6 protein-coding genes are annotated in these 9,593 nt (G+C 76.5%); all 6 read right to left on the bottom strand.

Features of this window, described 5'->3' with window-relative positions:
• The coding region (locus ACI790_RS18715) for a helix-turn-helix domain-containing protein (protein ID WP_456571294.1) at positions 1-813 on the bottom strand (813 nt) is incomplete at its 3' end.
• A gap of 53 nt (positions 814-866) precedes the next feature.
• A complete protein-coding gene (locus ACI790_RS18710) occupies positions 867-2,357 on the bottom strand; it encodes a sodium:solute symporter family transporter (RefSeq protein WP_456571293.1) in 1,491 nt (496 codons plus the stop codon).
• An 87-nt stretch (positions 2,358-2,444) separates the two neighbouring features.
• Entirely contained in the window at positions 2,445-4,196 is a 1,752-nt protein-coding gene (gene atzF, locus ACI790_RS18705) for an allophanate hydrolase (protein WP_456571292.1), read from the bottom strand.
• Positions 4,193-7,873: an urea carboxylase gene (gene uca, locus ACI790_RS18700; RefSeq protein WP_456571291.1), complete on the bottom strand. Its 3,681-nt coding sequence runs from the start codon at positions 7,871-7,873 to the stop codon at positions 4,193-4,195. The genes atzF and uca overlap by 4 nt, the downstream gene beginning before the upstream one ends.
• Complete coding sequence (locus ACI790_RS18695) at positions 7,870-8,553, bottom strand: urea amidolyase associated protein UAAP2 (protein WP_456571290.1); 684 nt, start codon at positions 8,551-8,553, stop codon at positions 7,870-7,872. The genes uca and ACI790_RS18695 overlap by 4 nt, the downstream gene beginning before the upstream one ends.
• Positions 8,550-9,449: an urea amidolyase associated protein UAAP1 gene (locus ACI790_RS18690; RefSeq protein WP_456571289.1), complete on the bottom strand. Its 900-nt coding sequence runs from the start codon at positions 9,447-9,449 to the stop codon at positions 8,550-8,552. Before ACI790_RS18690 ends, ACI790_RS18695 begins: the two co-directional genes overlap by 4 nt.
• Between the last annotated feature and the right edge of the window lie 144 nt (positions 9,450-9,593).

Raw genomic sequence — 9,593 nt, 5'->3', positions numbered from 1 at the left:
ATGAGCGCGGGGGGGCGGGGGCGCCCCCCCCCCCCGCCCGCCCCCCCCCCCCCCCCCCCCCCCCCCCCCCCCCCCCCCCCCCCCCCCCCCCCCCCCCCCGCCCCCCCCCCTCCCCCCCCCCCCCCCCCCCCCCCCCCCCCCCCCCCCCCCCCCCCCCCGCCCCGAGGCCATCCGCAGCCGGGCCCAGTCGCCGCGCCAGCCGAGGGCGTGCAGGCCCAGGTCCGCGGTGCGCAGCGGCTCGTCGGGCCGGCCCCGACCGTCGGCCCGCAGGTTCGGCAGCGTCTCGGACAGCCGGAACACGACGTCGTCGTCGACCGGGTCGGCCACCAGGACGCCGTCGGCCGGCGGCGGCAGCTCGGCGAGCACCTGCCGCGCCAGCTGCCGGTAGCGTTCCCGGAGCTCCTCGCGCTCCTGGTGGAACCGGGCGAAGCGCTCGGTGCGCACCTCGGGCAGCAGGTACAGGATCCCGACGTTCCACGGCCGCTCCCACAGCTGCCGGGAGTCCACCAGCGCCAGGGCGTGCAGCCGGACGTCCGGCGGGTCGGGGCGCGCGGCGAGCATGGCCTCCGCGGCCAGCGGCCGGGTGACGGTGCCGCTGAGCAGCACCTCGAGGATGTCGTCCTTGGTGCGGAAGTAGTGGTAGAGCGACGCCTGCCGGATGCCCACCGCCTCGGCGATCTGCCGGGTGGAGGTGGCCGCGTAGCCCCGCGTGGTGAACAGCTCCGCCGCCGCGTCGAGCACCTCCTCGCCGGCGGTGGCACCGGGACGCCGGCGGTCGACGATCCGGGGCCGTCCGGCGGTGGCGGGGCGCACGCCGACGATCGTGCCAGCCGGACCGGCGCTGCCGGCCGGCGCGCGCACCGCCGTCACCGCGACGCCGCCAGCACGGGGACCGGCACCGGCGCCGGAACGGCTGCCGGCAGCTCAGCGGCCCGCCGCCGGGGGACGACCAGCGCGACCAGCACATAGGCCGCCAGGGAGGCGAGCCCGGACCAGATCGTCGACCAGCCGTCGACGGCGGAGGTGACCAGGCCGTTGGGCACGTGCAGCAGCGTGTTCTCCACCCCGTAGATGGTCGGCGTCAGGACGAAGAGCACCAGCCGCAGCCCGGTGCCGACGACGACGGAGGCCAGCGCGGCGGCCGCTCCGCCCCGCTGCCAGAACAGGCCCAGCACGAAGGGCACGACGAGGCCGGCCAGCAGGAGGTCGAAGGTCAGGGTCAGCAGGATGCCCGTCTGCGGCACCCGCAGCGCGACGAGCGCGGCCAGCGCCGCCATGGGGAGCGTCGCCAGCCGGGTGGCGCGCAGGATCCGCGGCGTCATCTCCGCTGCGCCGGCGTCGATCCGCAGCACGTTGCGCACCAGCACCGACGCCGTGCTCAGCAGCACCCCGCTGACCGTCGTCACGGTGGCCGCCAGGATGCCGGAGATGACGACGACGGCCAGCCAGGCCGGGGCGTACTCGCCCAGCAGCGTGTAGAGGATCGGCCCGTCGGCCGCGGCGTCCCCCACCACGGCCACCGCGGCCACCGCCACGAAGGACAGCGGCAGGCAGAACAGCAGGATCCCGGCGGCCGCCGAGAAGCAGGCGCGCTGGGCGGTGCGCGGGCTGCGGGAGGAGAACACCCGCTGCATGAGGTCGATCGCGACGAGGTTGCCCAGCCCGAGGGCGATGATCGTGGCCCAGTTGATCACCGCTCCGGAGTCGGCCGAGGTGAGCTGCTCCAGCGAGCCGGCGCCCAGGCCCTCCGGGGCGGTGAAGCCGTACGTCGTGCCCATCCACACCACGAGCGCCACCACCCCGACGACGTTGATCGCCACCTGGGCCACGCCGGTGTAGACGCTGGCGAACATGCCGCCGGTGATCGCGTAGAGCAGGGCCAGCGGGACGACCAGCACGATCCCGACCGCGTAGCTGACGCCGACGAACCGCTCGAGCAGGAACCCGAGGGCGACGAGGTTGCCGGCCAGCAGCATGGCGAAGCTGCCCACCGTGAGCACCGAGGACGCGAGCTCCACGGCCCGGCCGAACCGCCGGCGGAAGAACTCCGGCAGGGTCACGACGCCGGACTCGTGCATCCGGCGGGCGAAGAACAGGCCCATGAGGAGCAGGCAGAGCGCCAGCCCGATCGGCAGCGCGGCCCCGGCCCACCAGCCGAAGCCGGCGGCCAGGTCGGCGTTGCCGAGGGTGGCGTTGGAGTCGACGGCCTGGGAGATCAGGACGGCGCCGACCAGCCCGGCGGAGAGGCTCCGCCCGGCCACCAGGTAGTTGGCCGAGCTGCCGCGCACCCTGCGCGCGGACACCAGGCCGCTGACGGTGATCACCAGCATGCAGACGCCGATTCCGGCAACGATCACGGGAGGACTCCAGACGGTGGGGGCGGGGTGGTGCGCGAGGGCGAGGGCGGGATCCCGGCGCCGTTGCCGGAGGGAGCGCGAGGGGGGTCAGGCCGCGCCGTGCGGAGACCGCTGGGCGGTGAGCCAGTCGCCGTGCTCGCTGATGTCGGTGCCGGCGTGCCAGGCCTCCGGGGAGCAGCCGAACCCGACGGCGGACGAGCCGTCGGCCAGCTCCACGCGGCCGAGGTACATCGGCGCCGGGAGGGCGGCCAGGAAGTCCCCCAGCTGCGCGGTGCCCACCAGCCAGAGCTGCCCGCCGACGGCCACGCCGTCGGCCGGCCCGACCCGGGCCAGCCCGGGCTTGGCCGGCACGGTGTCCAGCCGGGCGAGCCGGTAGGCCGGCGCGGTGGTCGCCGGGCCGAGCCAGCGGGCGCCGCGGTCGTCGAGCTCGTGCTCCAGCGGCTGCCCGCGCAGGTGCGCGCCGACGACGAGCAGCCGGGTCGTCGGAGCGCCGGCCCGCACCGGCCAGGGCAGGCGGGGGCCGGCCGGCACCGCGGCGGTGCCCGGCCGGGCGACGGCCGGCGGATCCCGCTGCACCAGCCGGGCGAGGTCGAGGGCGAGCGCGTCCGCGCCGGTGCGGGCGATCACCGAGACCCCGAAGCAGGACTCGCCGCCGTCCTCGTCCCGCACGGTCCCCGACGGCACGGCCACCGCGCACAGGTCCATCAGGTTGCAGAAGTTCGTGTAGGTGCCCAGCCGGCTGTTCACCCCGACCGGGTCCGCGGCCACCTCGGCGAGCGTCGGGTGCCCGGTGGTCGTGGGCACCAGCAGGGCGTCGAAGCCCTCGAGCCGGGCCAGCGCCTCGGCGGTGAGCTCGGCCAGCCGCTCGCGGTCGTGCAGCAGGCGAGTCGCCCCGACCGAGCCGGCGGCGCCGATGATGGCGCCCACCGTGGGGTCGACCTCGTCGGCGTGGGCGTCGACGAACGCGCCCACCGCGGCGTGCCGCTCGGCGACCAGCCCGCCGTCGTAGAGCAGCCGTGCGGCCGCCAGGAACGGCTCGAGGTCCATCGCCTCGACGACCGCCCCCGCCGCGGCCAGCCGATCGGCCGCGGCGCCGAACGCCGCCTGCCAGGACGGCGAGAGGTTCGGCAGCTCCAGGGGCACGGCGACGCGGGCCTGCGGCCGGGCGGCCAGCGGAGTGGCCGCGGGCCACGCGCGGGCGCCTCCCGCCATCTGCGCCATCGCCTCGTCGGCGGTGTCCAGGTCCCGCGCGAACACCGTCACGCAGTCGTAGGACCGGCAGGCGGGGACCACGCCCTCGGTGGGCACCACGCCCACCGTCGGCTTGATCCCCACGACGCCCTGCAGAGCAGCGGGCACCCGGCCGGAGCCGGCGGTGTCGGTGCCCACGGCGACGTCGACCAGGCCGAGCGCGACCGCGACCGCGGACCCGGAGCTGGAGCCGCCGGAGATCCGGTCGGGCCGCCGGGCGTCGCGGACGGCGCCGTGCGGGCTGCGCGTGCCGACCAGGCCGGTGGCGAACTGGTCGAGGTTGGTCGTCCCGACGACGACCGCCCCGGCGGCGCGCAGCCGGGCGACCACCGGCGCGTCCCCGGCGGCCGGTCCGGTCGCGTAGCCGGGGCACCCGGCCGTGGTGGGCAACCCGGCGACGTCGACGTTGTTCTTGACCGCCGCGGTGAGCCCGGCCAGCGGCAGCCGCTCCGCCGCCGCCACCCGCGCGTCGACGGCGGCGGCCTCGGCCAGGACGTCATCCTCGGGGCGCAGGTGGATCCAGATCTCCGGGCGGTCCACCGCCGCGACGGCGCGGTAGGCCGCCCGCACCCGCTCGACGGCGGTCATGCCCGGGCTCCGACGGCGGCGGCCGGCTCGATCGCGGCCGGCCCGGCGGCCGGCTCGGGCGCCACGACGACCAGCGGGGTGCCCGCGGCTACCTGGGTGCCGGTGCCGACCAGGACGGAGGTGACCACGCCCTCGGCCGGGGTGGTCACGACCGTCTCCATCTTCATCGCCTCCAGGGCCAGCAGGGGTTGTCCGGCGGTCACCCGGTCGCCCACGGCGACGTCGATCCGCCAGACGTTGGACACGAACGGCGCGTCCACCCGGGCCGCGCCGTCCGGGACGACGAGCTCGTCGGCGGGCGCGGCGACGGCCGCGGACTCCGCCCGCCGCGCCCGGTCGAACTCGCCGGCCGCGGTCCAGGCAGTGCGCTCGGCGTCGAAGGCAGCGGTCTGCCGGGCGCGGAACGCCTCGATCGAGGTGGCGTTCGCGGCCAGGAACCGCTCGTGCTCGGCCAGCGAGAAGGTGCCCTCGGTGATCTCCACCGAGCCCCGGCCGGCGGCGAGGTCGGCGCGCAGGTCCAGCAGCTCCTCGGGGGTCACCGGGTACCAGGAGATCCGGTCGAAGAACCGCAGCAGCTCGGGGTGGCCGGGCTCGAACGGGGCGGTGCGCCGGTACCGGCTCCAGACCTGGGTGGTGCGGCCGACGAACTGGTAGCCGCCGGGGCCCTCCATGCCGTAGATGCACAGGTAGGCGCCGCCGATGCCGACGGAGTTCTCCGCCGTCCAGGTGCGGGCGGGGTTGTACTTGGTGGTGACCAGCCGGTGGCGCGGATCGAGCGGGGTGGCCACCGGGGCGCCGAGGTAGACGTCGCCGAGGCCGAGGGTGAGGTACTCGGCGGCGAAGACGGTGCCCATCACGTCGTCGGCGCTGTCCAGGCCGTTGATCCGCCGGATGAACTCGATGTTCGACGGGCACCACGGGGCGTCGTCGCGTACGCCGGACATGTACCGGGAGATCGCCTCCCGGGTCGCCGGGTCGTCCCAGCTCAGCGGCAGCCGCACCGACCGGCTCGGCACCACCAGCTCCGAGGTGGCCGGCAGGTCGGCCTCGATCTCGGCCAGCAGGCCGAGCAGCCGCGGCACCGGGAGGACGTCGGGGTCGACGTGCACCTGCAGCGAGCGGATGCCGGGCGTCAGGTCCACGACGCCGGGGAGCCGCAGCCCGTCCAGCCGGGTGTGCAGCGCGTGCACCCGGGCCCGGAGGGCGAGGTCCAGGACGATCTCGCCGTACTCCACGAGCACGTTGTCGTCCCCGCTGCGCCGGTAGGTCACCGACGGCGCGCCGTCGAGGGCCGGCCGGCGGCCGAGCACCCCGTCGTCGCCGTCCCCGCCGGCGCCGGGCACGGCCGCGGAAGCAGCCCGCCGGGCGGTGGACAGGTCGGCCCGCGACGGCGCCTCGGCCGCCCGCACCGGGACGAACCGCACGGTGTCGCCGGGACGCAGCTGGCCGAGCTTCCACCGGTCGGCCGCCACGACGGTCACCGGGCAGACGAAGCCGCCCAGGCTGGGCCCGTCGGGGCCCAGCAGGATCGGGGTGTCGCCGGTGAAGTCCAGCGCGCCGACGGAGTACGCGTTGTCGTGGATGTTCGACGGGTGCAGCCCGGCCTCGCCGCCGTCCGGGCGGGCCCACGTCGGCTGCGGGCCCTCCAGGCGGACACCGGTGCGGGCGGAGTTGAAGTGCACCGTGTAGGCGCTGGCGTAGAGCGTGGCGATGTCGTCGCGGGTGAAGAACTCCGGCGCCGCGTGCGGCCCCTCGGTGACGGCCAGCTGCCAGTCGGAGGGGATCGCCGGCCGCAGCTCCACGGGCACCGGGGCGGCGCCGCCGGTCTCGGCTCCGCGCACCGTGCGCAGCACGTCGCCGGGGCGCAGCGCCCGTCCGCCGTGCCCGCCGAAGCCGCCGAGGGTGAAGGTGGCCGCGCTGCCCAGGTAGGTCGGCACGTCCAGCCCACCGGCGACGAGCACGTAGCTGCGCAGCCCGGTGCCCTCGGCCGCGCCGACGTCGAGGAGGCCGCCCGCCGGCACCCGGACCGGCTCCCACAGCGGCACCGGCGCGCCGTCCACGGTGACTCCGCACTCGGCGCCGGTCACGCAGACGGTGGTGGCGTGGCTGAAGCGCAGCGCCGGGCCACCGGCGGTGCACTCCAGCCCGGGGACGCCCTCGGGGTTGCCCAGCGCCCGGTTGCCGAGGCGGAAGGACAGGTCGTCCATCGGCCCGCTGGGCGGGACGCCGATCTGCCAGTGGCCGATCCGGCCGGGCGCGTCCTGGACGGTGGTCATCAGGCCGGGGCGCTCCACGGTGATCCGTGGGCGGGGGTCGGCGATGCCGGCCAGGGTGGCGGTGCTGTGGGTGCCGGCCCGGACGTCGGCGTCGCCGGGAACCGCGGAGAGCAGCCCCAGGTTCACCTCGATGCCGTGCACGGAGGTCTGCTCCAGCGCGTCGGCGAGCCGGTCCAGCGCGTGGTCCCGGTCCTCGCCCGAGGTGATCACCTTGGCCAGCAACGGGTCGTAGGCGGGCGAGATCTCGGTGCCGCGCTCCACCCAGGTGTCCACCCGGACGCCGTCGCCGGCGGGGAAGGTGACGTCGGTGAGCACGCCGGCGCTGGGCTGGTAGCCGCGGGCCGGGTCCTCGGCGTAGACGCGGGCCTCCACCGCGTGCCCGCGCACCGACACCGACCCGGTGGCCTGCCCGGGCGCCAGGTGGGCGTCCAGCACACCGGGATCGCCCTGCGCCAGCCGCAGCATCCAGGCGACCAGGTCCACGCCCGTCACCGCCTCGGTGACCGGGTGCTCCACCTGCAGGCGGGCGTTCACCTCCAGGAACGAGGCCTCCTCCCGCCGCGCGTCGTAGACGAACTCCACGGTGCCGGCCGAGCGGTAGCCCACCGACGCGGCCAGCGCGCGGGACGCCTCGTGCAGCCGCTTCCGGACCTCGTCCGGCAGCCGGGGGGCCGGCGCCTCCTCCAGCACCTTCTGGTTGCGGCGCTGCAGCGAGCAGTCCCGGTCGCCCAGCGACACCACGCGGCCGGCGCCGTCCCCGAACACCTGCACCTCGACGTGCCGGGCGTCGTCGACGTAGCGCTCGGCGAACACCCCGGCCGCGCGGAAGCTGCGCTCGGCCTGGCGGCTCACCCGGTCGTAGGCGGCGAGCAGCTCGCCGGCGTCCCGGCAGACCTGCATGCCGATGCCCCCGCCGCCGCCGGTGGCCTTGAGGATCAGCGGATAGCCGATCCCGTCGGCGGCGGCGAGCGCCGCCGTGGCGTCCGGGAGCAGCCCGGTGCCCGGGAAGATCGGCACGCCCGCGGTCTCCGCGGCCGCCCGCGCGGTGTGCTTGGTGCCGAAGATCCGCAGCTGCTCGGGCGTCGGCCCGACGAACACCAGCCCGGCCGCCTGGACCGCGGCCGCGAACCCGGCGTCCTCGGACAGGAACCCGTACCCGGGGTGCACGGCGCCGGCGCCGGTGCGGGCGGCGGCCGCGAGCACGGCCTCGGCCCGCAGGTAGCTCTCCGCGGGGGCGGCGGGGCCGAGGCGCACCGCGTCGTCGGCCAGGTGCACGTGCGGCGCGCCGCGGTCGGCGTCGGAGAAGACGGCCACCGTGCGCAGCCCCAGGGCGCGCGCCGAGCGGATGATCCGGACGGCGATCTCGCCGCGGTTGGCCACGAGCAGCGTGTCGATGCTCATGCCGCGCCCCCGGTGGGCCGGGTGACGACCATCCGCACCGGCGTCGGGTCGAACGCGTTGCACGGGTTGTTGATCTGCGGGCAGTTCGAGACGACCACGAGCGTGTCGACGTCGGCCCGCAGGGCCACCCGCTTCCCCGGCGCGGACAGGCCGTCGACGATGCCGAGCGCGCCGTCCGGATCGACCGGGACGTTCATGAACCAGTTGATGTTGGACGCCAGGTCGCGGGCGGTCAGCCCGTGCCGCGAGCCCTCGAGCAGGAAGTTCTCCATGCACCCGTGCTGGGCGCGGGTGTGCTGGCCGTAGCGCAGGGTGTTCGACTCCTTGGAGCAGGCGCCGCCGAGGGTGTCGTGGATGCCGACCTCGTCGGCGACCACCGTCATCAGCGCCGCGCCGGTGTCGGCCCGCAGGACCGAGCCGGTGGTGAGGAAGATCCGGCCCTGCCGGCGGATGGTCTCCGGTGCGGAGTAGCGGACGGCGGTGTCGCCGGCGGCGTAGAGCAGGCAGTCGACGGCCTGGTTGCCGGCGAGGTCGACGATGGTCAGCACGTCGCCGGCGGCCACCACGGCCGACCAGGCCGCGCGGGCCGGCACGTGCTCGTCGAGCACCACGCTGCCCGCCACCAGGGCGGCCGCCGCGGCATCCGGCGAATCGGTCCGGTCGAGGTCTCGCACGGTCACAGCACTCCCCTGGCCCGGAGGTCGGCGTCGGTGTTGGCGACGGCCTGCAGGTGCTCGGGGCCCAGCGGGCCCACGAGCTCCCCGGCCGCCAGGCGGTCGAGTTCGGGCACGGCGCCCCAGGCGCGGACCTCCAGCGGGGAGCAGGTGAACTCCGGCCGCGGGTCCAGCGGGTGTGCGGTGTTGGCCAGCAGCACGATCGCGTCGGCGTGCAGCAGCAGGTCGACCGACGCCCCGGCTCCCGCCGAGCCGAGCCAGGTGAACCCGCCGTCGGCGCCGACCCGCACGCCCTGGAAGAAGGAGATCGACGGCGGCAGGTCGCGCACCCCGAGCCCGTGCTTGAGCGCGGCGAGGGTGAACAGCTCCCGTCCGGCGGGGCTCGCCGACTCCGGTGCCGACGCCCCGTAGCGCTCCGCATTGCCCGCGCGGGTCGACGTGCCGGTCAGCGCGTCGTGCCGGCCGGACGAGTCGGCGACGACGGTCGCGAGCACCCGGCCGAAGCCGCTGAGCAGCGGGTGCCCGGTCGTCGGGTAGGCCTGCCACGGCACCTTGACGGTGTCGGCGACGTTGAGCCGCTCGTGCGGCGCGTCGGCCCGGTGCAGCAGCAGGTGCGCGCAGGCGTCGCCGTCCCGGTCGGTGAGCCGGAGGCGGGTGCCCCGGGCGAGGACGGCGGTGGTGTACCCGCCGGGCGCCACGGTTTCGGCCCAGGTCAGCGCGGTGGCCGGGACGTCGTCGGGCTGCGCGCCGGGCGCCGCCGGGGCGCCGGCCGGCGGGACGTACCGCATGTGCTCGGCGACCTGTCCGTGCTGGGCCCGGGCGTGTGCCCGGGCACCGGCCGTGGTGGCGGTGCCGGAGACCTCCGGCGTCCCTGCGGCGGTCGCGCGGATGGTGCTGGTCACGGGCGCTCCGTCCTGCTCGGCGATCCCCTCGTGCGGAGGGGTTTCTGTCGCTCGACAGTTTTCGGGGCGCCGGCTCGCGGCGGGTTGCCGCGGAGTTACCGATGTGCGGGCACTCGTTAAGAAGCGTCGCGGTGTATTTCTGTC

It is taken from the genome of Blastococcus sp. SYSU DS0539, from assembly GCF_054050855.1.
This window is presented reverse-complemented; position numbering and strand designations above follow the sequence as displayed.

Bases quoted from the DNA above. Each gene is read 5' to 3' on its own strand.
- atzF (WP_456571292.1), bottom strand. From the start codon at position 4,196: ATGACCGCCGTCGAGCGGGTGCGGGCGGCCTACCGCGCCGTCGCGGCG.
- uca (WP_456571291.1), bottom strand. From the start codon at position 7,873: ATGAGCATCGACACGCTGCTCGTGGCCAACCGCGGCGAGATCGCCGTC.